25 protein-coding genes are annotated in these 25,360 nt (G+C 62.0%); 13 read left to right on the forward strand and 12 right to left on the reverse strand.

Annotation, left to right across the window (positions count from 1 at the left end; all coding sequences use genetic code 11):
* Window positions 1–145: 145 nt before the first annotated feature.
* The 4 genes from LB558_RS06095 to LB558_RS06110 all read left to right on the forward strand — a co-directional run bounded on the left by LB558_RS06095 (window position 146) and on the right by LB558_RS06110 (window position 3,283).
* Entirely contained in the window at window positions 146–1,024 is an 879-nt protein-coding gene (locus tag LB558_RS06095; protein WP_224696678.1) for a branched-chain amino acid aminotransferase, read from the forward strand.
* Window positions 1,025–1,130: 106 nt separating this feature from the next.
* Window positions 1,131–1,730 carry a superoxide dismutase gene (locus LB558_RS06100; RefSeq protein ID WP_013532667.1) on the forward strand — a complete coding sequence of 200 codons (600 nt, stop codon included), beginning with the start codon at window positions 1,131–1,133 and terminating at the stop codon, window positions 1,728–1,730.
* 155 nt (window positions 1,731–1,885) lie between these two features.
* Window positions 1,886–2,323 (forward strand): c-type cytochrome, encoded by a 438-nt coding sequence (locus tag LB558_RS06105; RefSeq protein ID WP_224696679.1) that lies wholly within the window; start codon window positions 1,886–1,888, stop codon window positions 2,321–2,323.
* A gap of 9 nt (window positions 2,324–2,332) precedes the next feature.
* The gene (locus LB558_RS06110; protein WP_224696680.1) at window positions 2,333–3,283 is read left to right on the forward strand and encodes a cytochrome c; all 951 of its coding nucleotides are present in this window, start codon (window positions 2,333–2,335) and stop codon (window positions 3,281–3,283) included.
* On the opposite strand, the gene LB558_RS06115 is transcribed toward LB558_RS06110, so the two are convergent.
* From LB558_RS06115 to LB558_RS06125, 3 genes are all read right to left on the reverse strand, one after another.
* On the reverse strand, window positions 3,280–3,687 hold the full coding sequence (locus LB558_RS06115; RefSeq protein ID WP_224621034.1) for an SET domain-containing protein: 408 nt from the start codon (window positions 3,685–3,687) through the stop codon (window positions 3,280–3,282). The genes LB558_RS06110 and LB558_RS06115 overlap by 4 nt on opposite strands.
* Before the next feature lie 158 nt (window positions 3,688–3,845).
* On the reverse strand, window positions 3,846–4,472 hold the full coding sequence (locus tag LB558_RS06120; RefSeq protein ID WP_224696681.1) for a LysE family translocator: 627 nt from the start codon (window positions 4,470–4,472) through the stop codon (window positions 3,846–3,848).
* Window positions 4,469–6,592: a S9 family peptidase gene (locus LB558_RS06125; protein ID WP_224696682.1), complete on the reverse strand. Its 2,124-nt coding sequence runs from the start codon at window positions 6,590–6,592 to the stop codon at window positions 4,469–4,471. Before LB558_RS06125 ends, LB558_RS06120 begins: the two co-directional genes overlap by 4 nt.
* Window positions 6,593–6,772: 180 nt before the next feature.
* On the opposite strand from LB558_RS06125, the gene LB558_RS06130 reads away from it, so the two are divergent.
* Complete coding sequence (locus tag LB558_RS06130; RefSeq protein ID WP_224696757.1) at window positions 6,773–7,141, forward strand: SH3 domain-containing protein; 369 nt, start codon at window positions 6,773–6,775, stop codon at window positions 7,139–7,141.
* Between the two features lie 444 nt (window positions 7,142–7,585).
* Window positions 7,586–8,011: a MucR family transcriptional regulator gene (locus tag LB558_RS06135; protein WP_224696683.1), complete on the forward strand. Its 426-nt coding sequence runs from the start codon at window positions 7,586–7,588 to the stop codon at window positions 8,009–8,011.
* Between the two features lie 98 nt (window positions 8,012–8,109).
* Here the strand turns inward: LB558_RS06135 and LB558_RS06140 are convergent, their stop codons facing one another.
* Together LB558_RS06140 and LB558_RS06145 are read right to left on the reverse strand one after the other, a co-directional pair.
* A complete protein-coding gene (locus LB558_RS06140; protein WP_127257435.1) occupies window positions 8,110–8,538 on the reverse strand; it encodes a SufE family protein in 429 nt (142 codons plus the stop codon).
* A gap of 101 nt (window positions 8,539–8,639) precedes the next feature.
* The gene (locus LB558_RS06145) at window positions 8,640–8,993 is read right to left on the reverse strand and encodes a DUF5330 domain-containing protein (protein WP_027035810.1); all 354 of its coding nucleotides are present in this window, start codon (window positions 8,991–8,993) and stop codon (window positions 8,640–8,642) included.
* A 535-nt stretch (window positions 8,994–9,528) separates the two neighbouring features.
* Between LB558_RS06145 and LB558_RS06150 the strand changes: the two genes are divergently transcribed.
* From LB558_RS06150 to LB558_RS06160, 3 genes are all read left to right on the forward strand, one after another.
* The gene (locus LB558_RS06150; RefSeq protein ID WP_224696684.1) at window positions 9,529–11,262 is read left to right on the forward strand and encodes an MFS domain-containing histidine kinase; all 1,734 of its coding nucleotides are present in this window, start codon (window positions 9,529–9,531) and stop codon (window positions 11,260–11,262) included.
* On the forward strand, window positions 11,237–12,034 hold the full coding sequence (locus tag LB558_RS06155) for a peptidoglycan-binding protein (RefSeq protein WP_224696685.1): 798 nt from the start codon (window positions 11,237–11,239) through the stop codon (window positions 12,032–12,034). Before LB558_RS06150 ends, LB558_RS06155 begins: the two co-directional genes overlap by 26 nt.
* 199 nt (window positions 12,035–12,233) lie before the next feature.
* Window positions 12,234–12,581, forward strand: coding sequence for a DUF1491 family protein (locus tag LB558_RS06160; protein ID WP_224696686.1), 348 nt, complete (start codon window positions 12,234–12,236; stop codon window positions 12,579–12,581).
* On the opposite strand, the gene LB558_RS06165 is transcribed toward LB558_RS06160, so the two are convergent.
* On the reverse strand, window positions 12,559–13,596 hold the full coding sequence (locus LB558_RS06165) for a hypothetical protein (protein WP_224696687.1): 1,038 nt from the start codon (window positions 13,594–13,596) through the stop codon (window positions 12,559–12,561). The genes LB558_RS06160 and LB558_RS06165 overlap by 23 nt on opposite strands.
* A 210-nt stretch (window positions 13,597–13,806) precedes the next feature.
* Here LB558_RS06165 and LB558_RS06170 point away from each other — a divergent pair, with 210 nt between their 5' ends.
* Window positions 13,807–13,995, forward strand: coding sequence for a hypothetical protein (locus tag LB558_RS06170; RefSeq protein ID WP_224696688.1), 189 nt, complete (start codon window positions 13,807–13,809; stop codon window positions 13,993–13,995).
* A 37-nt stretch (window positions 13,996–14,032) separates the two neighbouring features.
* Here LB558_RS06170 and LB558_RS06175 read toward each other — a convergent pair whose 3' ends face one another.
* The 6 genes from LB558_RS06175 to LB558_RS06200 all read right to left on the reverse strand — a co-directional run bounded on the left by LB558_RS06175 (window position 14,033) and on the right by LB558_RS06200 (window position 21,965).
* Window positions 14,033–14,602, reverse strand: a complete 570-nt coding sequence (locus LB558_RS06175) for a DUF1254 domain-containing protein (RefSeq protein WP_224696689.1) — start codon at window positions 14,600–14,602, stop codon at window positions 14,033–14,035.
* Window positions 14,595–15,179, reverse strand: coding sequence for a DUF1214 domain-containing protein (locus tag LB558_RS06180; RefSeq protein WP_224696690.1), 585 nt, complete (start codon window positions 15,177–15,179; stop codon window positions 14,595–14,597). The genes LB558_RS06175 and LB558_RS06180 overlap by 8 nt, the downstream gene beginning before the upstream one ends.
* A gap of 120 nt (window positions 15,180–15,299) precedes the next feature.
* Window positions 15,300–17,453: a transglycosylase domain-containing protein gene (locus tag LB558_RS06185; RefSeq protein ID WP_224696691.1), complete on the reverse strand. Its 2,154-nt coding sequence runs from the start codon at window positions 17,451–17,453 to the stop codon at window positions 15,300–15,302.
* A 242-nt stretch (window positions 17,454–17,695) separates the two neighbouring features.
* Entirely contained in the window at window positions 17,696–19,135 is a 1,440-nt protein-coding gene (locus tag LB558_RS06190) for an FAD-binding oxidoreductase (RefSeq protein WP_224696692.1), read from the reverse strand.
* Window positions 19,136–19,408: 273 nt separating this feature from the next.
* Window positions 19,409–20,341, reverse strand: a complete 933-nt coding sequence (locus LB558_RS06195) for a dimethylarginine dimethylaminohydrolase family protein (RefSeq protein ID WP_224696693.1) — start codon at window positions 20,339–20,341, stop codon at window positions 19,409–19,411.
* 28 nt (window positions 20,342–20,369) lie between these two features.
* Complete coding sequence (locus LB558_RS06200; RefSeq protein WP_224696694.1) at window positions 20,370–21,965, reverse strand: amidohydrolase; 1,596 nt, start codon at window positions 21,963–21,965, stop codon at window positions 20,370–20,372.
* 84 nt (window positions 21,966–22,049) lie between these two features.
* Here LB558_RS06200 and LB558_RS06205 point away from each other — a divergent pair, with 84 nt between their 5' ends.
* The 3 genes from LB558_RS06205 to LB558_RS06215 all read left to right on the forward strand — a co-directional run bounded on the left by LB558_RS06205 (window position 22,050) and on the right by LB558_RS06215 (window position 25,347).
* Window positions 22,050–22,946: a LysR substrate-binding domain-containing protein gene (locus tag LB558_RS06205; RefSeq protein WP_224696695.1), complete on the forward strand. Its 897-nt coding sequence runs from the start codon at window positions 22,050–22,052 to the stop codon at window positions 22,944–22,946.
* Window positions 22,947–23,066: 120 nt separating this feature from the next.
* Window positions 23,067–24,161: an ABC transporter ATP-binding protein gene (locus tag LB558_RS06210; RefSeq protein ID WP_224696696.1), complete on the forward strand. Its 1,095-nt coding sequence runs from the start codon at window positions 23,067–23,069 to the stop codon at window positions 24,159–24,161.
* A gap of 70 nt (window positions 24,162–24,231) precedes the next feature.
* The gene (locus LB558_RS06215; RefSeq protein WP_224696697.1) at window positions 24,232–25,347 is read left to right on the forward strand and encodes an ABC transporter substrate-binding protein; all 1,116 of its coding nucleotides are present in this window, start codon (window positions 24,232–24,234) and stop codon (window positions 25,345–25,347) included.
* The last annotated feature ends 13 nt before the right edge of the window (window positions 25,348–25,360 follow it).

Raw genomic sequence — 25,360 nt, forward strand, 5'->3', positions numbered from 1 at the left:
GAGGGCAGGCGCGACAAGGTGCAAGCTTTGATTGCATCGCGCCCCGGCGCTGGCCTCAACAAAACTCCATGATGCCGGTTGACGGCGCCCGCCAAAGCATCTTCCAATGGCTGTCACACGAGACCGATTGAGACGGGACGACACGATGACACTGGCGGCTGCGGCACAATCCGCGACATGGACTTTCGTCGATGGTGATTGGCACGAGGGCAACGTCGCCATTTTGGGGCCGCGCAGCCACGCCATGTGGCTCGGCACCAGCGTGTTCGACGGCGGCCGCTGGTTCGAAGGTGTCGCCCCCGACCTCGAGCTTCATGCCGCCAGGGTGAATTCCTCGGCGATTGCGCTCGGCCTCAAGCCGAACATGACCGCCGACAAGATCGTTGGGCTGACGTGGGATGGGTTGAAGAAGTTCGACGGCAAGACGGCGGTCTATATCAGGCCGATGTACTGGGCCGAGCATGGCGGCTATATGGGCGTGCCGGCCGATCCCGCCTCGACCCGCTTCTGCCTTTGCCTCTATGAATCACCGATGATCCCGCCGACCGGCTTTTCGGTGACGGTGTCGCCGTTCCGGCGCCCGACCATCGAAACCATGCCGACCAACGCCAAGGCCGGCTGCCTCTACCCCAACAACGGTCGTGCCATTCTCGAAGCCAAGATGCGCGGCTTCGACAACGCAATGGTGCTCGACATGCTTGGCAATGTCGCCGAGACCGGAACCTCGAACATCTTCCTGGTCAAGGACGGTCACGTCTTTACACCGGCGCCGAACGGCACCTTCCTGTCTGGCATCACCCGCTCGCGCACCATAACGCTGCTTGGCGAGTACGGCTTCAAGACCACGGAAAAGACGCTGTCGGTGCGTGATTTCCTCGAAGCTGACGAAATTTTTTCGACCGGGAACCATTCCAAGGTGGTGCCGGTCACGCGTATCGAGGATCGCAATCTGCAACCCGGGCCGGTGGCCAAGAAGGCGCGCGAACTCTATTGGGATTGGGCGCATTCGACTTCCGCCGCTTGAGCGGATAAAAAGGCGATCGACGCCTCATCCGGAGTTGTCCCAACCCATTCCAGACCTATCTTAGTCCGGTATCGACACCGGATTTTTCCACGAGGGAGTACTATCCATGGCCTTTGAATTGCCCGCTCTGCCTTACGACTATGAGGCCCTGCAGCCTTACATGTCGAAAGAGACGCTGGAATATCACCACGACAAGCACCACAAGGCGTATGTCGATAACGGCAACAAGCTCGCCGCCGAGGCCGGTTTGGGCGATCTGTCGGTCGAAGAGGTGGTCAAGCAGTCGTTCGGCAAGAATGCCGGCCTCTTCAACAATGCCGCCCAGCACTACAACCACATCCATTTCTGGAAGTGGATGAAGAAAGGCGGCGGCGGCAACAAGCTGCCGGGCGCCCTGCAGAAGGCAGTCGATAGCGATCTCGGTGGCTACGACAAGTTCAAGGCCGACTTCATTGCCGCCGGCACGACCCAGTTCGGTTCCGGCTGGGCCTGGGTCTCGGTTAAGGATGGCAAGCTGGCGATCTCGAAGACGCCGAACGGCGAGAACCCGCTCGTTCATGGCGCGTCGCCGATCCTTGGCGTCGATGTCTGGGAGCACTCCTACTACATCGACTATCGCAACGCCCGGCCGAAATATCTCGAAGCGTTCGTCGACAGCCTGATCAATTGGGATCACGTGCTGGAATTGTACGAAAAGGCGAAGTGATCAATTTCCAGAAGCCCCGGTAGCACCCGGGGCTTTTCTTTTCTGCGTCCCCTAAGCGCAAAGGTCCGGCAAAAGTCGTCCGGGGAAGGGAATTTTCTTCCTACGGCATCCGTTAACGTCCTGTCCTGAAATGCCTTCATCATGGAGCCAACTGAATGAGAAAGCTTGTTATCGCCATCTCTATGCTCGCACTCGCGGCCTCGGCGGCTTTTGCCGACCCGATACTCGACCGGCAGGCACTGATGAAGGAACGCGGAAAGATTGTCGGCGGCCTGTCGAAAGTGGTCAAGGGCGAGGAGCCCTTTGATGCGGCGGCTGTGCTGACGCAACTTCAGGCGCTGCAGGCGAATGCCGAGAAATTCGATGCCGATGCGCTGTTCCCGGCCGGCAGCGACACCGGCGACACCACGGCCTCGCCGAAGATCTGGGAAGACATGACTGGCTTCAAGGCAGCCGAGGACAAATATCTCGCCGACGTCAAGGCTGCAGTCGCTGCGGCTCCCGCCGATGCCGACGCGCTGAAGGCGCAAGTCGGCGCTATCGGCTCCGACTGCGGCACCTGCCATCAAGGCTACAGAATTAAGAAGGGCTGATCACCAGCCATGGCATGGCTGAAAAAACTTGTCGGCGCCGTCGTCATTCTGGGCGGCGTCGGCGCGGTTGCCGGGTGGGTCCTGTCGGCGCCGGTGAGGGTCGACAGGGAAACCCTGGCCAAGCTTGGTCCTGGCGACGCAGCCAGGGGCAAGCGCATCTTTTATGCCGGCGGTTGCACATCCTGCCATGCAAAGCCGGGCTCACAGGGCGACGCGCGGCTTCAACTCGTGGGCGGCCTCGAACTCAAGACGCCGTTCGGAACCTTCGTGCCGCCCAACATTTCGCAAGATACCAAGGACGGCATCGGCGCATGGTCTGTCGAGGACCTCGCCAATGCCATGCTGAAGGGCGTGTCGCCTTCGGGCCGACACTTCTATCCGGCGTTTCCCTATGCCTCCTACGCGCGCATGAATCCGGCCGACATTGGCGATCTCTATGCCTTCCTCAAGACGCTGCCGGCCGTCGCTGGCAAGGCTGCTGCAAATTCGCTCGGTTTTCCCTTCAATATTCGCCGCGGCATCGGCCTGTGGAAACTGCTTTACCTCAGCGATCAGCCGGTCGTTGCCTTCCCCGAAGGCACGCCTGATCCTGTGATATCAGGCCGCTACCTGGTCGAGGGGCCAGGCCATTGCGGCGAATGCCACACGCCGCGCGATCTTGCCGGCGGCACGAAGAAGAACGAGTGGCTGGCGGGCGCCGTGGCCGCCGAAGGCAGCGGCGTCGTGCCAAACATCACGTCGGGCGAGGGCGGTCTAGGCGACTGGTCGGAGGCTGACATCGCCAACTATCTCGAAACCGGCTTCACGCCAGATTTCGATTCCGTCGGCGGCGCCATGGTAGACGTCCAGCGGAATATAGCCGAACTGACGCCGCAGGACCGTGCGGCCATCGCCGCCTATCTCAAGACGATCCCGGCGCATCCAAACGGTTATCCGGCCCGTAAGAAGACGGCGAACTAGACCGAGTCTGCGGATGACAGGTGGCGGTCGCCGAGAAAATCGAAGCCCGTTTCGAAGAAATGGTTGTAGTTGCAGGTCAGCTCTTCGCCAGGCGCGATGTCGCGCAGCGCAAAACTCTCCTCGGGTGAGGAGACGTCGCAGTTCGGCTCGTCGGCATGGTTCATATAGCGCGCGTCGTCGGCTTCGAAGACGATGTAGTTCGGATCGCGGCGGTCGGGATAGGAATAGCGATCGAGATAACTCTTCACCGGGCCGGCCGCGCGCTCATAAGTCTCGACCTCGATGAGCCGATCGAACCTTGGGTCCAGCTTCCAGATCAGAGTGCCGCGAGGAATGTGGTTCTTGGCAAAGACGCCGATCCCCTGGATAGGCGATTTGTCGAGATAGACGTCGACGAGCAGCATAATGGACCCTTACGCGATTGGAGGCTGTCAGGCCGGGAAAAGCCGCGCACTGGGTAGCGCGCGGTCATCGCAATTGCGAGAAAAAATGAGCAACGGGAACTTCAAAAAATCCTGATCACCCAGCCCTTCGGAAAGGGCGCGTCGATCATCGTCTGGAGTCAGCGTTGCTGCAGCGCCAGACGAACGCCCAAAGCGCAGTAGATGCCACCGACAACTTTGCCCTGCAATCGTAACACCGACGGATTTCGGCGCAGGAACGTGCCGAGCCGGCCAGCGCTCACGGCAAAGACGACCGTGCTGGAAAGGCCCAGTACGACGAAGATGCCCCCCAACGCGGCCATCTGAAGCATCACCGTTCCGTTTTCAGGCCGCACGAACTGAGGCAGGAAGGCGAGGAAGAACAGAGCGGTCTTGGGGTTGAGCACTTCGGTCAGGACAGCCTGTCGAAACGCCTTGCCGGCAGAGATCGCAAGCGCGCCGGCGGCCGGGTTGGCTGGTGTCTTCTCCATGATCGCGCGAACGCCGAGATAGATCAGGTAGGCTGCGCCGATGTACTTTATGACGCTGAACAGCGTCGCCGACGCGGCGATGATCGCCGATATGCCGATCATCGCCATGACGGTGTGAAAAACATCGCCGGCAGCGATCCCGGCGCCCGTTGCGATGCCGACCTTGGTTCCGGAACTCGTTGCCCGGGCGATCGTCAGCAGGGTGGCGGGACCTGGAATGAAGACGAAGCCGAGCACGACCGCGATGTAAGCGATCAGGGTGGTGAGGTCGATCATTTGTTGGTTGCTCCCGTAAGCTGCGCCTTGCCCATCACTTTCAGCGCGAAGGAATAGGTGTAGGCGATCTCTTCCAGCCGCGAAAACCGGCCGGAAGCGCCGGCATGGCCGGAATCCATGTTGATCTTGAACAGAACCGGATTGTTCCCGCTCTTGCGATCGCGCAGCCGGGCCACCCATTTGGCCGGTTCCCAATAGGTGACGCGCGGATCGGTGAGACCGGCCAGCGCCAGGATCGGCGGATAGTCATGATCGGCGACATTGTCATAGGGCGAGTAGGCGGCAATGGTCCGGTAGTCGTCGGCGGACGCGATCGGGTTGCCCCATTCGGGCCATTCCGGCGGCGTCAGTGGCAGGGTCGCATCGAGCATGGTGGTGAGCACATCGACGAAGGGAACCTCGGCGACGATGCCGCCAAAACAATCCGGCGCCATGTTGGCGACGGCACCCATCAGCATGCCGCCGGCCGAACCGCCCTGCGCGACGATACGGTCATGCGCCGTGTAACGCTCCGTGACCAGATGGCGCGCGACGGCGATGAAATCGGTGAACGTGTTCATCTTGTTCTCCCGCTTGCCATCATCGTACCAGCCATAGCCCTTGTCCTTGCCGCCGCGAACGTGAGCAATAGCGAAGACAAAGCCACGGTCGACCAGCGAGAACCAGTTGGTGTTGAAGGCGGCCGGCACGGTGATGCCATAGGAGCCGTAGCCGTAAAGCAGGCAAGGTGCGGATCCGTCCAGCGGCGTGTCGCGATGGTGCAAAAGCGAGATCGGCACCAGTTCGCCATCGCTGGCCGGCGCCATCAGGCGCCGCGTGACATAGTGGTCCGCATCATGGCCGGACGGCACTTCCTGGGTCTTCAGCAGCACCCGCTCGCGGGTGCGCATATTGTAGTCGAACACCTGCGCCGGCGTCGTCATCGACGAGTAGGAGAAGCGCATGATCTCGGTGTCGTACTCATAGGAACCCGACAGGCCGAGCGAAAAGGCCTCCTCGTCGAGGGACAGAAGATGCTCCTCGCCGCTAATACGGTCGCGCACCACAATGCGCGGCAGGCCTTCCTTGCGTTCGAGCCGGACCATGTGGTCCCTGAAGCCGATTACCGACAGGATCAGCCGGCCGGGCTCGTGCGGCACCAGTTCCTGCCAGTTGGCGCGCACGGGATCGCTCGCTGGTGCCGTCATGATCTTGAAATCCTTGGCGCCGTCGGCGTTGGTCAGGATGAAGAAGATATCGCCACCTTCTTCCAGCTCGTACTGAAGGCCAATCTCGCGCGGCGACACCAGTTTCGGTTCGGCAAACGGATCGTCGGCGCGCATCAGGCGGTATTCCGAGGTCTCGTGATCGTTGATGCCGATCATGATCCACTCGTTGTTGCGGGTGCCGTCGACATTCATGAAGAAGCCGGGATCGGTTTCTTCATAGATCAGCCGGTCGCTTTGCGGGCTGTCGCCGAGTGCATGGAACAGCACCTTTGACGGGCGGTGGTTGGGGTCGAGACGTGTATAGAAGAAGCCGTCATTGCCGGCGTTCCAGACACCTGAACCGCCAGTGTCGGGAATCTGGTCCGCAAGTTCCCTGCCGTCGGCAAGGTCACGCACGCGAAGCGTGTAGAATTCGGAGCCCTTGTCGTCGAATGCCCACAGCAGTCTTGCGTGGTCGGCCGAATGGTCGACGCCGCCAAGACGGAAATAGGCCTTGCCCGCGGCCTCCGCGTCGCCATCGAGCAGAATATGCTCGGCACCGCCGTCGCGCGGCATGCGGAAATAGCGCGGCTGCTCGCCACCAAGCTTGAAGGACGAGCCGTAGGCATAGGGTCCATCCTTCATCGGCACGGAAGAATCGTCTTCCTTGATACGGCCCTTCATCTCCTTGAAAAGCTGCTTTTGCAGTTCGACCGTGTCGGCCATCAGCTTCGACTGGTATGTATTCTCCGCCTCGAGTTCTGCACGGATCGCCGCATCGAGCAATGACGGGTCGCGGAACATCTCCTGCCAGTTGTCGGCCCGCAGCCAGGCATAGTCGTCGGTTCGCGTGATGCCGTGATGCGTGTCGGAAACCGGCCGCTTCTCGGGCGTTGGCGGGCTGACGATCGGAAATATGGATGTCTTGGTCATTGCGTCTCGCTTTGCCAGTATCTTCAATGGGCCAGTATCTTGAAGGGCCAGTATCTTGAATGGAGCATCTCGAATGGAGAAATATCTTGAATGGCAAATGAACACGCCGATCAGGGCAGGTTCAAGAGCCGGCGCGTATGGGTTGTGTCGGCTCCAGGAGATGAGCCGGGAGGAGAGATGATGACTATTTGGTCTCGCACTGCTGCGGCTTTCGCCGTTGCTTCGCTAACTCTGGCCTTTGCCGGCCAGTCTCATGCGACCGTATTCGCGGCTTGGCAAGTGGCCAATGTGCCGTTCGGCGACACGCTCAATGTACGCAAATACCCTTCGGGAACATCCCAGAAGCAGGCGGGATATCCGAACGGGACCGCTCTGCAGATGACCGGGCGATGCACCGGCGGAATAAACCTGCTCGACATCGCCACCCAGCCGGCATGGAAGCAGGAACAAAAGATTCGCTATCGCTGGTGCGAAGTCTGGCATGATCCGGCCCAGAACGGCAATTTCGTCACCGGCTGGGCCTATGGCAAATACATCACCCCGCATTGATTGACGCGGCGGCAATCAGCCGATCGGTTGGATGACAGGAATGTCGCCTGATTGCTTGCGTATGACCACGACAACCTGTGGTTTTGTTGACAAATGTCAACAACCAATATTGCTCGAGCGATAGCGAAGCAAGATCAAACATTAAAACCCGTTTCGTGAGTTGCCACGAATGTAACGGCGAGCTGACGTAGCGTCAGCCACCGCCGGCGGGAGCGCGAAATATCGATAAATTACACAATGCACGAAAGATTGAAGCTGATCTCGGAATAATTGATCAATATCGTTCAATATAGCGCAAGGGGAGAATTGACTTACTTGGTCTGCACGCTCATTGATGTGCCCGCGACACGAATCGTAGAAACTCTACCTGCACAAAATTCGTGCGATGCCCTGTTTGTAAAAAAGGGCGCAGATCGATGTAACTCTTGTTGGGGCCAGAAGACCATGGATATTGTCGAAACACCTTCCAGAAACAGCGATGCGCTGATCGAATTGACCGCCGATGTGGTGGCCGCCTATGTCAGCAACAATCCCGTGCCGGTCGGCGAATTGCCGAGCCTGATATCCGATGTCCATGCTGCGCTTGGGCGTGTGGGCGGAACCGCCGAACAGCCGCCTGCCGACAAGCAGAAGCCGGCGGTCAACCCGAAGCGGTCGGTTCATGACGACTACATCGTCTGCCTTGAAGATGGCAAGAAGTTCAAATCGCTGAAGCGCCACCTGATGACCCACTATGACCTGACGCCGGATCAGTATCGCGAAAAGTGGAACCTCGATCCGACCTATCCGATGGTCGCACCCAACTATGCGGCTGCCCGGTCTCAGCTCGCCAAGAAGATGGGTCTCGGCCGCAAGCGCAAAGCGCGGTAATCGCTGCCAGAGCAATTCCAGATCGGATCGACATCAACGGCGCCTTCGGGCGCCGTTTGATTTTGCGAGCCGCGACGCACGAATCGGGTCTGGAAGCGTCAGGCGGTCTGTTTGAGCGCTGCCTCGGCGTCGCGCTTGATGCGCTTGACCATTGAGCGAAGGCCGTTGGCGCGCTGCGGCGACAGATGTTCGTCGAGGCCGAGTTCTTTCAATGTGGCTTCCGCATCGGTCTTCTGGATTTCGCTGGCGGTCCTGCCGGAAAACAGCGCCAGCATGATCGCGACCAGCCCACGCACGATGTGAGCGTCCGAATCGCCGGTAAAGGTGATGACTGGGTCGGCTCCAGTTCCGCGTTCCGTGGTCAACCAGACCTGGCTGACGCATCCCGGCACCTTGTTGGCGGGGCTGCGCTGCTCGTCGGGAAATGGCGGCAGCGCCTCGCCGAGTTCGATGACATAGCGATAGCGGTCTTCCCATTCCTCAAGGAACGAAAAATCGTCGCGGATCGTCTGGATCGTCGTGGCCATAATGCCGGATATAGTCACGCGGCGGCTCCGCGTCACGGAAAAAACAAGGACACCGCGGGCCCCGATAGGGCAGACAGCCCGCGGCGCGCCGTCGAGACGGCTTAATTCTGAGGCGGCAGGTTGACGGTCTCGGGCAAGACGATTTCTTCGGGCAGGCTGCCGGTCATCGTCGACGTGTCGGGGCCGGCAGCGGACTTGTCGTCCATCATCGCTGCCGCGATCTTGGCGGTCTCCTTGGCGCGGGCGGTGATGGTGTGCATCGCCGACTTGCCGGTCTCGCAGACATCGGGTTTGCGTTCGCAAATGCCGGCGATATCGCCAACCGCTTCGCGTGCCGCAAACAAGGCCTGGATCGGTCCGACGCTTTCGCGGCCCGATTCATCGGGGCCGACAGCCAGCGGCAGCGCCAGCAGCACCAGGGAAAACCAGAAAGCCATTCTTATGAGGAAGACCATGCCCTTGCCCTCTCGTCGTGACCGGATCATGCATCCATATGGCATGACCTCTTTTGTAGGCAGGATCTTGGCACACAGGCGCAAAGGACGGCTTGCGGGCAAAGAGAGAATTTTCCTCAAATTTTAGGCAAATTCGAAACGAACCGTTCTGCAATCGATTTGTCTCAAATCCGAGTGATTTTCCTTAACAACAAATAACCATATATCCCCATGATTTTCCTGTATTTTTCTTGAAATACGGAAATCCAGATGCCGTGTGCGCCCAGCCGATGGGTGCCGTCGCCGGATAACTCTCCGTTTACTATGGCTGCATTTGCTCGTGCTTTCGGCCGCCGGCATCCCGATATTTGCCGCAGGCCGAGCCTTGGGCGGCCCTGCCTTATCCATTCCTTAAACGCTGGATGCGAGTTTCAAAGCCAACCAGAACCATCTGCAAAGCAGAGCTGTCCACGACAAGTGCGAGTGCGTTGAGTTGAGTTCAATCAAGGCCAGATACGTTGAATTGCCTGGTGCGATTGCCGCCGGTTGCGAACGTATGGTCCATCCGTCCATCCTTGGGCGGAGCGACCGCGAGCGCCAGCGCCGCTTCATCGGCGTCATGCTCGCCGCCCCTTTCTTTGTCGCCGGCGCTGCGGTCACGCTGGTCACGTCAGGCATGGGCGTCGCCGTCACAATGGCCGCCATCTTCGCCGCCTTCGGCCTGTGCTGGTTCGTCGCCCTGCTGGTGGCGGCGACCGGCAAGATGGCGATAGCGAGTTGGGTCGCCCTGGTGCTGGCCGGCATTTCTCTCGGCAGTCTCATTGCCGCCGCAGGGGGGCTGAGTTCGCCTGTCGCCATGCTTGTCGTGGCGCTGCCTTTCGAAGCCTGGTGGATAGGCACCTCGCGGCGTGCAGCACTGTGGGGAGCCGTATCGGCCGCTGTCGCCATCCTGGCTCAGCCTTTGGCTGGAACCGTGTTCCCGTTCGCAGGAGCACAGATCGCGACGTGGCACTGGCTGGTGCCGTTGGCCTGGACGCTTACACTGATCCCGCGCGCGTCGGCATTTCGAAACACGGCCCATGCGGCTGATGTGCTCGACACTGCCGACCGGCTCGAAGACATCATCGATGCGGTGGTCTTGCGCGTTGCCCGTCATGGCGAGGTTCTGGACGCGTCGTCAAAGGCCCGCACGCTTTTGAAACTGCCGCCCGAACTGCTGTCCGGAAACGGCCTCTTCGATCGCGTCCATCTGTCGGATCGCGTTTCCTATCTCAGCGCAATGGCCGACATGCGTGACGGCGCACTGTCGCGCCGGCTCGAATTGCGCATCCGGCTGCCTCAGAATGGCAATAGCCTGACGGCCGACAATTACCGGCCGTTCTCGCTTGATCTGGTGCGTGGTGAGGAACAGGGTGACGTCTTCACGCTCGTCCTGCGGGAGAATGACGAGATCGCCCGGCTGCGCGAGGATCTCGCGGCGGCCAATGAGGCGGCCGCATCCGCCGAGGTGGCGAAGGGGCGCTTCCTGGCAGTGGTCAGCCACGAACTGCGCACGCCGTTGAATGCCATTATCGGCTTCTCGGATATGCTGCTGCATGAGATGTTCGGCGCCTTCAAGGATCCGCGTCAGAAGGAATATGTCGGCTTGGTACGGGATTCGGGTCAGCATCTGCTCGCCGTCGTAACCTCGATACTCGACGTGTCCAGGATTGAATCGGGCGTCTATGCGACCGAACCCGAGCCGTTCCGCTTCGCGGAAGCGGTCGACATGTGCCAGTCGATGATGCAACTGCAGGCGCAGGCCAAGAACATCGATCTGCAGGCGCAGATCGCGCCGGACGCCGGCGACATCAATGCCGATCGGCGCGCCGTGCAGCAGATGCTCATCAACCTGGTCTCCAACGCGATCAAGTTCACTCCCGACGGCGGCGACGTCGTCGTCGGTGCCAAGCGGATCGGTTCGCGCCTGCATTTCTGGGTCAGGGACACCGGCATCGGCATCGCCGAGGAGGATTTCGCCAATCTCGGCAAGCCCTTCATGCAGATCCAGAACGACTATACCCGCCGTTTCGAGGGGACAGGTCTTGGCCTTTCACTGGTCAAGGGCCTGGTGGCGCTGCACGAAGGCACGATGTCCATCGAAAGCATGCCGGGCGAGGGCACCACGGTGACCATCAGCCTGCCGGTGAACGGACCGAAGGGACATCAGGCGGAGAAGGCCGGCGTGCTGATCATGCCTGTGGCGATGGCGAAAGGGGACAGAGATGGCTCGCTCCGCAAAACCGGCTAAGGCGGTCAAGCGCCGCAGCAATGCCTTTCAGGACGGCGCTGTCGCCGTCGGCGGCATGATCTCGCGCAATCCTGTCCTGGTGGGCGGCTCGACGGCATTCCTGGTGACGCTGTTCTACGTCTCCGCAAATGCCCTGTGGTACCAGCCTTTCCCGCATGCCGGCGCATTTTTCGCGACCCGCAGCATTGCGGGCTTTCCGCACGCGACGCCCGACGAACCGGAGACGACATTCAACATCGTGCGGCCATCCGGCGCGCCGGCGCCGATCAAGGGCGATCCGGTTGTCGAGCAGGTGCAGGGCATATTGAAGGATCTCGATTTCTATTCGGGAACGGTCGACGGCATTTCCGGACCCAACACCCGCAAGGCCATCCAGGACTATCAGCAGAAGGTCGGGCTCAACACGTCCGGCGAGATCGACGCCCTTCTGCTCGATCAACTGGGCGCGACGCCGAAGACCGCTTCCGTCGTACCCAGGCCGCAGCCGCGCCCGGATATGCCGGCCGCCGTTCCGGTGTCTTTGCAGACAGGTTCAGGACAGACAAATTCCGGGCAGGCGGATGCCGCGACGCAAGCGCCCGATGCCCGCATCGTCAAAATCCAGGCCGGGCTCAAGGCGTTCGGCAATGACGACATGCAGCTGGATGGTGTCGTCGGCACGCGCACCAAAGCGGCGATCAAGGAATTCCAGTCGCTGTTCGGGCTGCCGCAGACCGGCGAGCCCGATGAGATCGTCTACGTCAAGATGCGCGAGATCGGCCTGACCAACTGACGGCTGAACGACGGCTCGCCCAGCGGCGGAAATATCGACAAAGCAATTCCAGGAAAGTGTGAAACGGTGTTTCGTCCGGAATCGCGTTTCCTTGAAACGGCAAACTACTTTAGAGAAGCCGCCTGCCTTGTTTTCATGCATGCCGTTGTCCCAAAACCGGGACCCACTTTTGGGCGGCATGCATTCGCGGAGTTTTCTCATGCGTGTCACATCGGATCTGTGGGTCTCGGCCCTGTTGCGCCGGGTTTTCAGCGCCGGTGGATTTGCCGCCGTGGTCAAGCGCGGCGCGACCGAGGCCGGCGCGGTGTTCGTCCTGGCGCGGGGCAGGCTGGGTGAGGTTGCCCTGTTCGGGCCGGCGCCGCAGACAAGCTATGATTCGGCCAAGCCCGACGACCGGTTTTTCACTCTGCTCGGAGCCGGCGAGGATGCCGCGGTGCTCGACGCCAGGCTGGAAAGGGAGAAAAGATTCGATCCCGACATCTGGGTGGTCGAGATCGAGGCCGGCACCGTGCCCGTCGAGGAGCTTATTTCCGTGAAGACGCCCTGAGGTCGGACGAAGCCGCCGCATCGTCGCTGTTCGAAGCGGTGCGTGTATCGCTGTTGGCAGGTGCTGGGCCGCGAACCACCCTTGAAAGGGTTTCCGCTCTCCACGACCGCATCTTGTCCTGGGCCGCCTCGAGATGCAGCAGCCGGTAGCGGTCGAGGAAAGTCCGGATGGCCTGCGGATGCGGGAACTGGCTGGGATAGACGGCAACCGCGATCAGGAAGGCCCTGTCTTCGCTAAGGTCGAGCGAGCGCAAGGCGGCAAGCAGCGAGGCATAATTCTGGTTGGCTGTGAGCGATCGCGCGATCTTGAAATCGATATCGAGTGCATCGGCGAGCGCGGTCTGGAAGAACGCGGCGTTTCCCGTCAGAGCTGTCTCGCGCAATTTCACATAGGTGTCGGCGCCCTTGAAAGGGTCGGCGCCCGTCGCTGTCGCCTCGTCGCCGGTGCGCATCATCGAGCGCAGCCTGCTCCGTGCATTCTCGGCCGCGATTCCGAGCGCCTGTTCCCGGGCGGGCTCGCCGGAGGCGGTTTCCGCGCTCGCTGGCGCGATCTTGTCTGCCGCGGCGGCGTTCGCATCCGGGTCCGGCGCGCGCACCAGGGTTGGCCTCTCGAGGGCCCTGATCAGGTCGGCAATGGTCGGGTTCAAGCCCTTGCGGCGCGCGATGGCACGGGCATGCGGCAGGCCATGCCGCCCGATCAGGGCGATGAGATCGATGTCGCTGACGGCGCGTGAGCGGATGAGCAGCGGCGCGGCAATGTCGACCGGTTCCTCGCAAAGACGGCGCACCAGGGCGGCGGGTGCGTATTCGCATTCGGAAAGGGCGGCTGCCACGTAACGGCGAGATTCGACGGACACGTCATTGAACAGTGGCAGCGTCAGGTCTTCGAGTTGACCGATCTCGCGGCGTGAAGGGCGGGTGAGCGAGCAGAACGCCGACACCGCGGCGCGGAACAGCCTTTCGGCCTTACCCGAGTCTTTTCGTACCGCGATTTGCCTGAAGTCCGAAGATGACACGAAGGATACGCCTGTACTCGACACAAAACTTGGCCGCGCTCGACCGGGACTGTGCCGGTTTCGCGAGCGCCCCGGTCAGGACTTCCTGACCTTAGAACAAAGATCAAGTTAGCGACGATCCGTTAGCGTTCCGTTAACCCTCTGCCGGCCTTAATGACATTTGGAGGCGTTGCGTTGTGCTCCGGGGAAACCGAGAGGAATGCGCGAACCATGGGCATGGTACTGTCTTTCGTGCCGCGTACGGCACCAAACACCAGAGCAAAGCAAACCGCCGAAATGCCGGCGGCGGTGATCATCTTTCCCGGCATCCGCTATGAGCGGTCAAGCGCCGGCGACGTGCGGCCGGTCGACCCCGACAAGCCGGGATCACCGCACACGAAACCGGTTCCGCATCACTGAGTTTCGGCGGCCACGGACCAACAGTCCGGGATCGTCTCTAGAAGTCCTGCAGCTGGCAGGAACTCTGCTCGAAGAAGCGCGATACGATCGGCTTCCAGCTGTCATCGGGCACGAAGGCGCGGATGACGAAGATGCCTTCCTCGATCGGCGCTTCGACAAAGATCGCTCCCTGAAGGTCCTCGGGAAGGTCCTTGCGCACGTCGATCATCTGCGCCGGCGTCAGCACGACGGCATCCAGAACGCCGCCGGTCGCTGTGTGGTCGTTGAAGGAATAGATGTTGTGGCCGCTGCGGTCATAGACCGACACCGACCAGAACGGGACATGTCCAGGTGCCTTGACGCGGACCATGCCTTCGCCCAGATCGAACCGGCAGGCCGTCGCGTAAAACAGCGGGTCGACGGATTTCACCACGGGCGCGTCACCGGCCTCGGCATCGAGTCGCGTCATCTTGTATAGATCCGACGCCATGGACAGCCGCGACCAGGCGTCGCGTTCGGAAAACTCGGGCACCAGAAGCAGCACGGCGATGTGCACGATGCCGCCGCCGAGCAGGCCGAGCAGGACAGCATGCAAAAGTCCGCGCATTGCAGCATAGAAACTACGCATCGCAGCCGACCTTTACGATCCGCGGCAGCGAGACGTCCGACAGGCCGGTGCTGCTGGCGATCGGCGTGTCGTAGAAGGTCAGCACGAAATACATCCTGCCGAAGCCGTCCGTCAGCAGCCAATTGCCCGGCATCGGGTGATGGCCGGCGGAAATGATCACCGAATTGTCGGCCTGGCGCACTACGCCATAGGATTGCAGGGCAGCCAGCCGGGGTTTGCCGGTCTCGACCACGCTGAGCGACTGGTCGGCGGCATAGAGCGTCCAGAACCGCGCCGTCGGAAATCCACCTTCGATTGTGTAGGTGCATTCGCGCTTGAGCTCGGCGCCGGCCGCGTCTCGCTCGGCGACGAAGGACAGCCCCTCGGCGCGGCCGAGCGCAAGCACACCCTCGCGCGCCACGCGGGCCTTGGAATAGGGATCGGCGGACGGTGTGCCGATATCAGGAAAGGCCGTCCATTGGCCGATCCTGATGGCGCCAACACCATCCTGGACTTTCAGCGCATACCAGACGCTGCCGCCACCGCCGACGATGGCTATGGCAAGCGAAAGCAGCGTCAGGAAGGCAGTTTTGAGCATGAGGGGCCGGGGACACGAAGAGTTGCCGTTCGGGGATATCGCGGCGTGGGGGCTTGTGGCAAGCGGGCCGATGGATTTGCCGCCCCGGACCAGTCGGAAAGACCTGCCCAGTCGGAAAGATCACAGCGCTGACAGCGTCTCCGGCGGTTGAGGCGTACTGAGGACGGGCGCCGACTGGAACAGCCCGGTCATGTCCCGCAGCGTCTGGGTCGTGCGGCTGGACAGCACCGGCGGCCGTTCGGCGGCTGCATCGGCCGCAGCCTGATCGTCGCTCTTCTTCTGTGCTTCCTCGGCCTTTGCAGCGATCTCCTCATCGACGAAGGGCTTGTCGATGCCCGGGATCGGCTTGAGGTCGATATTCTGATGCGCGTAGACCATCAGGCGCTGCCACACCATCGCCGGCAGCGAGCCACCCGTCATGTTCTTGGTCGGCGTGAAGTCGTCATTGCCCATCCATACCGCCGCCGTGTAGTTGCCGGTGAAGCCGACAAACCAGGCGTCGCGGTAGGATTGCGTCGTGCCCGTCTTGCCGGCGACGACGATGTTGGGAAGCTGAGCCCGCCGCGCCGTGCCCATCACCGGCACTGCCGCCAGCATGGTGTTCATCGATTTCAGCGCCTGTTCCGACAGCACCCGGTGCGGCGGCGGCGCATCCTTGGCGAAATCATAGACCACCTCGCCAGTGCGGGTGACGAGCTGGCTGATGCCGTGCCGGGAGCCGGCAAAGCCATTTTCGGCGAACACGCTGTAGCCCGTCGCCTGGTCCATCACGGTCATGCCCGAGGTGCCGAGAACCATCGTCTTATGTGCTTCGATCGGCGATTCCACACCCATCGCCTCGGCCATGGCCTTGATTGGGCCGATGCCGAGATGGTCCTTGGCCAGCCGCACCGGCACGGTGTTGATCGATTTGGCCATCGCCATGATCAAGGTGACGTTACCCGCCGACCCGCCATTGTAATTGTGCGGTGACCAGCTGCCCCAGCTGATCGGGCCGCCGGAAATAATGGAGTTGGGAGTGAAGCCGTGTTCCATCGCCGTTGCGTAGACATAGGGCTTGAATGACGAGCCGGTCTGGCGCAGCGCCTTGGTGGCGCGGTTGAACTGGCTGGCACCATAGTCGCGGCCGCCGACGATGGCGCGCACGGCGCCGTTGGTCTCGATGACCACGACCGCGCCCTCGGTGACGTTATACTCCTTGCCGAACTGGCGCAGGTGGAACTCCACCGATTCTTCCGCCGCCTTCTGGATGTTGGCGTCGAAGGTCGTGTGGGCGACGAGCGAGTGCTGGCCCGGCTTGGCGATCTTCTTGACCTCGTCGAATGCCCAGTCGAGGTAATAGTCAGGGCTTTTCTGTTCGCCGCGGTCAACGACATCGGCCGGGTGCAGCCTTGCCTGCAAGACCTGCCCCTCGGTCATGAAGCCGGCATCGACAAGGTTGGACAGCACCACATTGGCGCGCGCGCGCGCTGCCGGCAGGTTGATGTGCGGCGCATATTTGGTCGGCGCCTTGAACAGGCCGGCCAGCATCGCCGCCTCGGCCAGGTTCAGGTCCTTGACGCTCTTGCCGAAATAGAAGTCGGCGGCAGCCTCGATGCCGAACGTGCCGCCGCCCATATAGGCGCGGTCGAGATAGAGCTGCAGGATCTCTTTCTTCGACAGATTGGCCTCGAGCCACAGCGACAGGAAAGCTTCCTTGATCTTGCGCTCCAGCGTGCGCTCATTGGTGAGGAACAGGTTCTTGGCCAACTGCTGGGTGATGCTCGAGCCGCCCTGGACGACGGAATTCGCCCGCACATTCTCGAAGATCGCCCGTGAAAGGCCCAGTACGTCGATGCCGTAGTGATCGAAGAAGCGGCGATCCTCGGTGGCAAGCACCGCCTTGATGACGTGATCGGGCATCTCATCGACCGGCACGGAATCGCGCTGGATGATGCCGCGCTGGCCGATCTCGTTGCCGTAGCGGTCGAGGAAGGTGACGGCGAAGTCGCCTTGGGCGCGCCAGTCGCCGGCCGTGTCCTGGAAAGCCGGAATGGCCAGCGCCAGCATCACCACGATGCCGCCGGCGCCGAGCGTAAAACCTTCGCTCAACAGTTCGATGATGCCACGGCGCCAGCCGTTGACGCGGAAGCGCCGCGAGAAGATCGTCGCGGATTCCCAGAACTGGCGCGCCTTGAAACCGATCTCGTAGAGCGAGGAATCGATCCACGCGTCGAGCGCCAGCAGCCGGGCGGCGATCGGACCTCTTCTCTTGCGCGGTTCAGGACTGGCCATTCGAAATCCGGCTAGGCAATTGCACGACCTGAGAACCGCAAACCGGCAAATTCAGGGCGATGCATTCCGCAAGACTATTCCTCCATTTTTTCAGCACTCACAAGGGCGTCGAAGACACAGCGGCGGGTTTGTTGCTGATGGGTCCGGCCGGGGATACAACCCGGCGCCAACAGTATGTGACAGCAAAAGCCCGCGCCTCCAGCGGCGACGTGAGCTTTTTATGACTGCAGCACGGGCGCGCCTCAAGCAGCTCGCAGGCCTTCCTTCGGACGCAAGTTCTGGTTCATGCGGAACAGGTTCAATGGGTCGTAGCGCTGCTTGATTTCCAGAAGCCGCCGATGGTTGCCACCATAGGCCGCTTCGACCCGGTCGACCTCGTCCTCCGGCATGAAGTTCACATAGGCGGTGCCGGCGGCATAAGGTTTGGCCGCCTCGTAGATTGCACGAGCCCAGTCGGTGCAGGCTTTGTCCATCGCCGGTTCGCGCCAGCGGGCGTGAACGTTCATGACGAAATGCGAACTGCGCTGTGGAAACGCCGTTGCGTCCGCCTTGACTCGACCTGCCGCGCCGCCGACTTGGCCGATAAATATTTCGCATTCGGGTCCCGGCAGCTTGGCTATTGCCCCCGTGACGACCGCAGCCGCCTCCTCGGAAAACTCGGTGAAGTCATGGCTCTTCCAGTAGTTACGGGCGCCGGGCGTGAGCAGCGGATCGAACGCCTGCTGCCAGCCGGTGAATGGGTTAAGGCCAACCACGTCGGCAATGGGCGTGCCGATGGCTCGAAGTTTTTGCGTCGCCTTTTCGCCTGCGTCGATGTCGCCGCAATAGCACATGGCGAGAACCAGAACCTCCTTGCCATGCCACTCCGCGGGCAGGAAGGGCAGCGGCGGAGCCTGCCGCATGACCACCCAGCAGGTCAACTCGTCAGGAGCGGTTTCGAGCGCCTTGCGATATTCCCGCAGCACCTTTTCGGCATCGGCGAAGGGATGGACGACAAGCCCCGCCAACACTTGCGGTCCAAACTCATGGAGATGGAACTCGAATGCCGTAACGACGCCGAAATTGCCGCCGCCGCCGCGCAGCGCCCAGAACAAGTCCGGATTTTCGGTCTGGCTGGCGCGTAGCAGTTTACCGTCGGCGGTGACCACATCGGCGGAGGCAAGATTGTCGATGGTCAGGCCGAATTTGCGGGTGATCCAGCCGAAGCCGCCTCCCAGTGTCAGGCCGGATATGCCGGTGGTCGAGTTGATGCCGGTCGGTACCACCAGCCCGAAGGCCTGCGTTTCCTTGTCGACATCGGCAAGCGTCGCGCCAGGACCGACCCACGCCCGCCGCGCCGAGACATCGACCCGCACCGACTTCATCAACGACAGATCAATCATCAGGCCACCGTCGCAGACCGCACTTCCGGCAATGTTGTGGCCGCCGCCGCGCACGGAGACGAGAAGCCTGTTCTCCCTGGCGAAATTCACGGCACTGACGACATCGGAAGCGCCGACGCAGCACACGATCAGCCCGGGCCGTCGGTCGACCGTGGCATTCCAGACAGTCCGTGCTTCGTCGTAAGCGGCATCGCCTTCGCTCAGCACTCTGCCGCGCAATTGTGCCGAAAAGGCTTCCAGGGCTGCGGCGTCGATTGTCGTTTTGCCGCGTTCAAGCGTGGTGAGGCTCATGGTGTTCATGGTTTCCTCCCGATTTGCAGATGAGCTGTCCCCTCCCAAAAAACATTGTTACTGTGCGCTTATATTAGCTATCGTGCAAGTTTCGCATCGGCCAGCGTTGCGGCACTCAAGCGGGCGTCCGCAGCCGATGTAGTGAATTGCATTGGCTCGGCCACATAGTACCGCCAGCCGGCCATCTCAGCCGGTTTGCACGCGCACCTTGCACACTCGGCAGCCAGGATGCCGATCATGCCGATGCGAATGTGAACGAAGCAGCGTGCGCTATCTCACTCCTCAGGCCGGTTCGCGCTTCAGCGCCTGCGCCATGCAGTGGATGCCGCCGCCGGTCTTCGAAATCTCGCTCATGTCGACGGCCGCGACCTCGAAACCGCGGGCCTTGAGCTGGCCGATCAGCGACTGGCTGGAGGTCGGCGCGATCACCCGGTCTTTTCCAAGCGACATGAAGTTGCAGCCGAGCGCCATCGTGTCCTGGAACGGCACGTCGATGATTTCGTGGCCCTTGCCCTTCAGCCAGTCGACAATACCGGGTTCGGTGCAGGCGAGGCAGACGGCGGTCAGCTTTTCGGCGATCGGCACCACCATCAGGTCGATATGGACGTAATATTCGTCGATGAAGGCGATGCGGGTTTCCCAGCCCTCCTTGTCGAACCAGGCCTGTACCTGGCGCGCACCTTCTTCCTGCGTGCGGGCGCCGCCGCAGCCGATCAGCACGACTCCATCCTCGATGACGTTGAAGTCGCCGCCCTCGAACGTACCCGCCGTGACCATGTCGTAGATCGGGATGCCGAGCTTTTCATAAGTGCGGATCGCGGCATAGTTTTCGCCGCGCCGCCACCAGTTGGCCATGGCGGTGATAAAGGCGCCGTAGGGCGTCATGACGCTGGAATCGCGGGAATAGACCTGCATCGGCAGTTCCGGCGTCGGCTCGTGCCAGTGGATGTTGACGCCGAAATGCTCGTAGGCGGCGACAAGGTCCTTATGCTGCGCCTGTGCGATCTGGACGTTGCAGGGCGCCTCGCGCAGATGCTTTCGCGACAGCGAACTGGTCGACAGATGACGCAGGAAATTGGGCGAGCCGAGCAGCACGTCCGTCAGGACGTCGGTCTCGTTGGCGAAGCCCCAGACGGTCAGCGGCTTGGTGCCGCCGGCGGGGTTCCGGCGCTGCAGCGAAAACGGCTCGGCGACAATGCGGTCATGAACGGTCATGGGGTGCTCCTTGTGATCAGATCAGCGGTCATTTGGCTTGGGGAATGCTCGGTATCCACCAGTCCCGTCCGCGCGGGGTGGTGACATATTCCGGCCAACGGAAATGGATCGGTGGTTCGTAATCGCAGAGCGGCGCGATCCAGTTCGAGCCACCGATTCCGCCGCCGGTGCGAGCGACGAATTCATTCATCGCCGCATCGCGGGCGGTCTGGTCTTCCAGCAGGCGAAGGGCGGCGAACGCAATCGTGCGGGAGGCGCAAGCCACCATCGGGTCGATGGTGGCGGGAATACCGCCCAACGCATTCATTGCCCATGACGGGTAGGGGTAGCCGGTCTCCGAACGCAGCGCCGGGCGGGCGACATAGAAGCGCGCCGTCGGCGTATGCCAGCTCATATCGGTATAATCGTCGGAGGTCGAATTGACCTGCGAGGGCGGCAGGTCGCGGCGCAGGATCGCTTCCGCTGCCTGCGGCTCGATCAGGCGCTCCAGCTCTTCGATAAACGGCTCGTCGCTCGCCATGCGTCCGGCATTGACCTGTATTTCGCGCGCGACGGCTTTGGCGTCTTCGTCCCAGCGCGGCGGCCCGACCGTCGACAGTGCTTCATAGGCGATCTCGGCCATCGCATGATTGGCAAGTCCCGGTCGTGACTTCGACACCCAATGCCGCTCGGTGCGGCAACCACTCATCGCTGCCGCCGCCTCGGCATTGCGGTCGAGTACCGCGGTGACCTGCTCGGCCATGGCAAGCGTCGGCACGCGGATCATGTACTGGATCTCGGCCAACCCCGCCGGCAAATTGTCGGCGGTCGCCTGACCGGCAGTCAGGATCGCCTCGCTGATCGACCAGCCGCCCTGGTGCGGCAGCATGGAATCGCGCAGAGCCTTGGAGGCCATGTACATCATCATCAATGCGTCGTTGGCGCCTGGGGCGCGCGCCGCCGAATGTGCTTGCGGAATGGGTGCGGCACCCGGAGCCAGCGCCCAGCGCTCCGGTTGGTCGCAGATGAAGCGATAGATCATCGCGTAGGCCGCGCCGCAATGCGTGTCCCAGCGCGCCGTGTTGCAGAGCGGCAGCATGTAGAACGGATGAAAGGAGATCATGCCGGCAAGGCCGTCATAATAACCCTTGGCGGCATGGATCGGCTTCGACCCGCGCACCTTTTCCGCCGGCTCGCCGGTGAAGCGCAGCGTGCCGGATATGCCGTGGCGCTGCATCGCCGCCTTGGTCGCCAGCAGCCCGCCGAGGCTCGAAATGCCCAGCCCGGAATGCGGGTCGGTGTGGCCGCCGGCCTGGTTGCCAAGTCCCCGGCGCGGACGCTCGACCGTAGCGGCATCCTGGCAATTGCCCGGCACCGCGTCGTATTCAGCGTACATGCCGATGGTCGGGCCGGGGCCGTTGGTCCAATGCGCGCAGAAAGCGGTAGGCATGCCGCCGGAGCCTTCTTCGACGGAAAAGCCTTCGAGTTTCAGTCGCTCGACATACCAGGCGGCGGATTGATACTCCCGCCACGCGGTCTCGCCGTAATCGAAGATGGTGCGTGTCCACGCGGACAACAACGGCTGGATGCCGTCGAGACAGGCAAGGGCGGTTGCTTGCGCCGAGGTGGCCACCGGTTTCTCCATGGCATGAGAAGAAAGCAGTGAAGCGGTTCGCTAAAAAGTGATATGTTTTCCCGGTTCGTGCAAATTCGGTTCACCTGAGGCTCCTTGCGTATACCATCGACACAAGCGCTGCGCGCGCTCGACAGCTTCGCCCGCCACGGCAGCGTCTGGCGCGCCGCCGACGAGTTGCACCTGACCCGCAGCGCCGTCAGCCATCAGCTTCGCCTGCTGGAGCGCGACCTCGGCTTCGACCTGCTCGAACGCATCGGCAAGGGCGTGGCGCTGACGCCGCGCGGCCAGCGCTACGCCAGCGACGTGCGCAAGGCGCTCACCGTTCTTGGCGATGCGGTGACGCGCGATGCCGGCACGGGAGTCGGCGGCTCGTTCGCCATCAGTTGCACGCCCGGCTTCGCCTCGCTGTTCTTGTGCACCCATATCGGCGAGTTCCGGCAGATGTATCCTGACGTGGCGCTGCGCATCCTGACGCCGCGCCGGCTCGACGATGTCAGCAACGCCGATGCCGATGCCTTCATTGCGTTCGGTGTCGGCAATTGGCCGAACCGGGCGGTCGAACCGCTCTGCGAAATCTCGTTCACGCCGCTCTGCAGCCCGACGCTGCTCAACAAGATCGGCGGTTTCTCCCGGCCGTCGGACGTGCTGCGCGCCAACCTGCTGCATCTCGATGACACCGAGGATTGGGCGCGCTGGCTGGCGCTGTCCAAAGTGGAAAACCCCGATATTGAGGGCGGCATCTTCTTTTCGGACATGAACCTCGTCTTTTCGGCGGCGATTGCCGGCCAGGGCATCGCCATGGGCGACGAACTGACCAGCCGTCGGGCACTGAGCGAGGGCCGGCTGGTCAGGCCGTTCGATATCGCGATCAAGTCGCCGCGCTCCTATTTCCTGGTCTCCGAACACGCCAAGGCTTCGCATCCGGTGCTGGAAGCATTCGCGGGATGGCTGCGGTCGAAACTCCAGGAGAACCGCATTCTGCCATATTGAGGGCAGGGCGGCGCCATCTCGCCATAGATGAATGGAATTTGCCGATCACGCGAAAACTATTCGGTTGCGGTGAGCCGGCACCGTGCCTACGATTTCGACAAGCGTTAGGGAAAGGGCAGTATGCAGCAACCCGGCCGTGCCGCAGAGATCAAGGCAATCGGGATCGGCAAGAGCTTCGGCTCGTTCCGTGCGCTGGACAATCTGTCGCTCGATATCGGTCGTGGCGAGTTCCTGACCCTGCTCGGGCCGTCCGGTTCGGGCAAGACCACCTTCCTGATGATCCTTGCCGGCTTCGTGCCGCCGACCGAGGGCAAGCTGTTCAGCGACGGCGTCGACATCACTGACCGACCGGCCGAGCAACGCGCCGCCGGCATGGTGTTTCAGGGCTACGCGCTGTTTCCGCATATGAGTGTCGAAGCCAACATCGCCTTCCCACTCAAGGTGCGCAAGAAATCGGCCGCCGAGATCAAGCGCCGTGTCGGCGAGATGATCGAGCGTGTCGGCCTCAAGGGCCACGAGAAAAAACTACCGGCGCAACTGTCGGGCGGCCAGCAGCAGCGCGTGGCGCTGGCCCGTGCGCTGGTGTTCGAGCCGGGCGTGCTGTTGCTCGATGAGCCGTTTTCCGCACTCGACAAGGGCCTGCGGGGGCAGATGCAGGCCGAGATGAAGCGGCTGCACCAGGAGACCGGCACCACTTTCGTCTTCGTCACCCACGACCAGAGCGAAGCGCTGGCGCTGTCGTCGCGCGTTGCCATCTTCAACCACGGCAAACTGCTGCAGGTCGGAGCGCCCGACGAGGTCTACGACCGGCCTGACAACCGCTTCGTCGCCGAGTTCCTCGGGGAGATCAACATGCTGCCGCTGAAGGGGGTTGAGCCCGCCGGCAACGGCTCGACCGGCCTGTGCGAAGACCGCGCGATCAGCATGGCGTGCAAGGCCGAACTGGTGCGCGGCGATGCCATCCTGGCGATCCGGCCCGAATACATGTCGATATCGGGCGAGGCGGCAGATGGTGAGAATGGCATCGCCGCTACCGCCACCAACTCCACCTATCTCGGCGCGGCAACGCGGCTCGACCTGACGACTCGGCAAGGCGCCAAGGTCACGGTCTCTGTGCCCAACGAGGTGGCTGCCGCGGCGTTGAGCAAGGGCAACTCCGTCTGGCTCACCTGGCCGGCGGAAAAGGGTTTCCTCCTTCCGCATGGAGGGCAATGACGAACGGTGCGGCGATATATCAGCAGCACCGCCTTTCCGGTATTATCAACGACAAAAAAGGGGAACTGACATGACAAACGACACCAAGAAACAAGTCATCGAAAGCCTGTCCGCCAGGGCGGGTCGCGGCGAAATCTCGCGCCGGCAGTTCACGCAGTTGGCGGCACTCGTGCTGGCCGGCACGCCGATGCTGCTGCGCTCGACCGGTGCCTTTGCGCAGGCCAAGGAACTGGTGCTGGTCAACTGGGGTGGTGACGCCATCACCGCCTATGACGCCGCTTACGGCCAGGCCTTTACCAAGGACACCGGCATCACCGTCAAGATGGACGGCTCAGGCCCGACCGAAGGCGCCATCGCCGCGCAGTTCAAGAGCGGCGCGCCGACCTGGGATCTCGTCGACGTAGACCCTTTCTCGGCCATCACGCTCGGCGCCCAAGGGGCTCTCGAGCCGATCGATTACAACATCGTCGACAAGAAGAAGATGCGGCCCGGCTTTGGCTGGGAATACGCCGCCTCGACCTATTTCTTCTCCTATGTCATCGCCTATGATTCCGAGAAGTACGGCAAGGACGCGCCGACCGGCATGGCCGATTTCTTTGACGTGAAGAAATTCCCCGGCAAGCGCTCGCTCTACAAATGGGGCGTGTCGAGCTGGGAAGCGGCGCTGCTGGCCGACGGCATCGCGCCTGCCTCGCTCTACCCGCTCGACCTCAAGCGGGCCCATGACAAGATCGCCGCCTTCAAGGAAAACGTCGTTGCCTATTGGGGCGGCGGCGCCGAAAGCCAGAGCGTGCTGCTCAACGGCGAGGCCTCGATGGCGATCGTCTGGTCGACCCGCGCTTCACTGATCGAGCAGGATTCGGGCGGCAAGATCAAATTCATCTGGGACCAGGGTCTGATCTCGCCCGGCGCGCTGGCCGTGCTCAAGAACAACCCCGGCGGCAAGGACGCGGCGATGAAGTTCATCGCCAGCGCCCAAGACCCTGAAAAGCAGCTGGTCATGTTCGACAAGCTCGGCCAGGGTCCCGCCAACCCGGCTGCCGACGCGCTGATCCCCGCCGACAAGAAGCGCATCAACCCGGTCGATCCGGAGAACATGAAGAAGCAGATCGCGCTCGATATGGATTGGTACGCCAAGAACTACGGGCCGGCGCTCGACGAATACACCAAGATCATCTCGGCCTGACCAGGGCTGGGAT

This window comes from Mesorhizobium sp. CO1-1-8 (assembly GCF_020164875.1).
Taxonomy (GTDB): Bacteria; Pseudomonadota; Alphaproteobacteria; order Rhizobiales; family Rhizobiaceae; genus Mesorhizobium.

Excerpts from the sequence above, each read along its gene's own strand:
- LB558_RS06190 (WP_224696692.1), bottom strand. The coding sequence starts at position 19,135 with ATGAACACCATGAGCCTCACCACGCTTGAACGCGGCAAAACGACAATC.
- LB558_RS06170 (WP_224696688.1), top strand. The coding sequence starts at position 13,807 with ATGGGCATGGTACTGTCTTTCGTGCCGCGTACGGCACCAAACACCAGA.
- LB558_RS06180 (WP_224696690.1), bottom strand. The coding sequence starts at position 15,179 with ATGCTCAAAACTGCCTTCCTGACGCTGCTTTCGCTTGCCATAGCCATC.
- LB558_RS06100 (WP_013532667.1), top strand. The coding sequence starts at position 1,131 with ATGGCCTTTGAATTGCCCGCTCTGCCTTACGACTATGAGGCCCTGCAG.
- LB558_RS06155 (WP_224696685.1), top strand. The coding sequence starts at position 11,237 with ATGGCTCGCTCCGCAAAACCGGCTAAGGCGGTCAAGCGCCGCAGCAAT.
- LB558_RS06105 (WP_224696679.1), top strand. The coding sequence starts at position 1,886 with ATGAGAAAGCTTGTTATCGCCATCTCTATGCTCGCACTCGCGGCCTCG.
- LB558_RS06210 (WP_224696696.1), top strand. The coding sequence starts at position 23,067 with ATGCAGCAACCCGGCCGTGCCGCAGAGATCAAGGCAATCGGGATCGGC.
- LB558_RS06110 (WP_224696680.1), top strand. The coding sequence starts at position 2,333 with ATGGCATGGCTGAAAAAACTTGTCGGCGCCGTCGTCATTCTGGGCGGC.
- LB558_RS06185 (WP_224696691.1), bottom strand. The coding sequence starts at position 17,453 with ATGGCCAGTCCTGAACCGCGCAAGAGAAGAGGTCCGATCGCCGCCCGG.
- LB558_RS06160 (WP_224696686.1), top strand. The coding sequence starts at position 12,234 with ATGCGTGTCACATCGGATCTGTGGGTCTCGGCCCTGTTGCGCCGGGTT.
- LB558_RS06195 (WP_224696693.1), bottom strand. The coding sequence starts at position 20,341 with ATGACCGTTCATGACCGCATTGTCGCCGAGCCGTTTTCGCTGCAGCGC.
- LB558_RS06095 (WP_224696678.1), top strand. The coding sequence starts at position 146 with ATGACACTGGCGGCTGCGGCACAATCCGCGACATGGACTTTCGTCGAT.
- LB558_RS06145 (WP_027035810.1), bottom strand. The coding sequence starts at position 8,993 with ATGGTCTTCCTCATAAGAATGGCTTTCTGGTTTTCCCTGGTGCTGCTG.
- LB558_RS06130 (WP_224696757.1), top strand. The coding sequence starts at position 6,773 with ATGACTATTTGGTCTCGCACTGCTGCGGCTTTCGCCGTTGCTTCGCTA.
- LB558_RS06150 (WP_224696684.1), top strand. The coding sequence starts at position 9,529 with ATGGTCCATCCGTCCATCCTTGGGCGGAGCGACCGCGAGCGCCAGCGC.
- LB558_RS06125 (WP_224696682.1), bottom strand. The coding sequence starts at position 6,592 with ATGACCAAGACATCCATATTTCCGATCGTCAGCCCGCCAACGCCCGAG.
- LB558_RS06140 (WP_127257435.1), bottom strand. The coding sequence starts at position 8,538 with ATGGCCACGACGATCCAGACGATCCGCGACGATTTTTCGTTCCTTGAG.
- LB558_RS06115 (WP_224621034.1), bottom strand. The coding sequence starts at position 3,687 with ATGCTGCTCGTCGACGTCTATCTCGACAAATCGCCTATCCAGGGGATC.
- LB558_RS06215 (WP_224696697.1), top strand. The coding sequence starts at position 24,232 with ATGACAAACGACACCAAGAAACAAGTCATCGAAAGCCTGTCCGCCAGG.
- LB558_RS06200 (WP_224696694.1), bottom strand. The coding sequence starts at position 21,965 with ATGGAGAAACCGGTGGCCACCTCGGCGCAAGCAACCGCCCTTGCCTGT.
- LB558_RS06120 (WP_224696681.1), bottom strand. The coding sequence starts at position 4,472 with ATGATCGACCTCACCACCCTGATCGCTTACATCGCGGTCGTGCTCGGC.
- LB558_RS06135 (WP_224696683.1), top strand. The coding sequence starts at position 7,586 with ATGGATATTGTCGAAACACCTTCCAGAAACAGCGATGCGCTGATCGAA.
- LB558_RS06175 (WP_224696689.1), bottom strand. The coding sequence starts at position 14,602 with ATGCGTAGTTTCTATGCTGCAATGCGCGGACTTTTGCATGCTGTCCTG.